Source organism: Rhodococcus sp. BS-15, assembly GCF_000813105.1.
GTDB lineage: Bacteria > Actinomycetota > Actinomycetes > Mycobacteriales > Mycobacteriaceae > Rhodococcoides.
The window spans coordinates 1-1,586 of the sequence record NZ_BAOX01000526.1 but is presented as its reverse complement, the minus strand read 5'-3'; the positions used below and the strand labels follow the sequence as shown (position 1 = coordinate 1,586).

General features: G+C 68.3%; 1 protein-coding gene and 1 pseudogene. Both read left to right on the top strand.

Annotated elements, in window-relative coordinates; all coding sequences use genetic code 11:
• Positions 1-819, top strand: a pseudogene (locus tag RHBS_RS27605) (tRNA (adenosine(37)-N6)-threonylcarbamoyltransferase complex transferase subunit TsaD); the annotation flags it as partial.
• A gap of 21 nt (positions 820-840) precedes the next feature.
• Positions 841-1,380: a hypothetical protein gene (locus RHBS_RS27600; RefSeq protein WP_128646922.1), complete on the top strand. Its 540-nt coding sequence runs from the start codon at positions 841-843 to the stop codon at positions 1,378-1,380.
• The last annotated feature ends 206 nt before the right edge of the window (positions 1,381-1,586 follow it).

Sequence of the window (1,586 nt, the reverse complement as noted above, 5' to 3'; positions counted from 1 at the left end):
TCCCGACGCGTCGCGGGTGACGATCGGGGCCGGGGCTGGCCGGGGGCGTTGCTGGTCGGGGTTGCCGCTGCCAAGGCGTACGCCGCGGCCTGGGGTGTGCCCTTCTACGCGGTCAACCATCTCGGCGGACATGTCGCGGTCGACACACTCGAGCACGGGCCGATGCCGTCGTGCGTGGCACTGTTGGTATCCGGTGGGCATACTCATCTGCTGCACGTCGACGATCTGTCCCGGCCGATCGCCGAGCTCGGGACTACGGTCGACGATGCAGCCGGGGAGGCCTTCGACAAGGTTGCGCGGCTGTTGGGATTGGGCTACCCGGGTGGTCCGGCCCTCGATGATGCTGCGCGCGAGGGTGATCCGACCGCGATCGCGTTTCCCCGAGGAATGACCGGCCCACGCGACGCCCGCTACGATTTCTCGTTTTCCGGGGTCAAGACGGCTGTTGCTCGGTTCGTCGAGGCCAGGCACCGTGCAGGAGATCCGATTCCGGTCGCGGACATCGCCGCGTCCTTCCAGGAATCCGTCGCCGATGTCCTGACGATGAAGGCCGTTCGCGCGGCAACCGACGTCGACGTCGACACGATCGTGCTGGGTGGGGGTGCCACCGCCAACTCTCGCATTCGTTCGCTGATCGAAAGTCGTTGTGCCGAGCAGGGTTTGACGCTGAGAATTCCGAAACCGCGACTGTGCACCGACAACGGCGTGATGATCGCCGCCCTGGGTGCCCACCTCGTCGCAGGCGGAGCCGAGCCTTCGGCATTGACCGCAGTGACCGATCCCGGCCTGTCGGTGGCGACCAGTCAGGTGCCCGGCTGAGCGTCCTGTGTGGACGCGGCGGTGGTCTCGGACGAACGGGTTGTCGACGGCACGGCCGCGGACAGAGGCTCACTCGAGGGGGCCGGTGCAGGCGGCGACCATACCGTCGGCGGTGCCGTCAGTTCCGGCGTGGGCTCCGAACCGCTGACATCGGTGGTCGGCACACTGATCGACTCGGTCGGCACCGGAGTGAACTCGGGAGTGACCTCGGCCGTGGGCTCAGGCGTCGGACTCGGAACGATCTCGGTCGTATCGCTGGGGTCCGAAGGCTCGATCGGTTCGGAGGGCCGAACCGGAATCGTGGTCACCGACGTCGGCGGTTCGATCGGGATTGCGGTGGTGACATCGGGGGACGAAGGATTCGACGTGGGGTCGATCGGCCACTCGATCGGTGGGAGGTCGGGTGCCGGACGCAGCGTCGGGGTACTGGTCGGCGGAGCGGTCGTGGTCGACCGCGACGACGATCCGGTGGCGTCGACCGAGGTTGCCGTCGGGTCGGATCGATCCCCGGGGGTGCTTCCCGTCGTCGGCGGGTTCTCGTCGGGGGACCAGCCTCGGTGACCGGCATACCGGCGTCGTTCGATTCGGTCGCGGATCGGGCGGCACTTCCGGCCGGTGAGACGTTGGGATCGTCGGCCGGCGTCATCGTCTGCACACCGTAGGCGAGCACCAGTCCACCGGCGACGACCGCGGCCGCGATCGCACCGGAGTATCGGCTCATCCGGCCTGCGCTGTTGCGCGTGGCCGAGACGAGTTGGTAGCCGCCG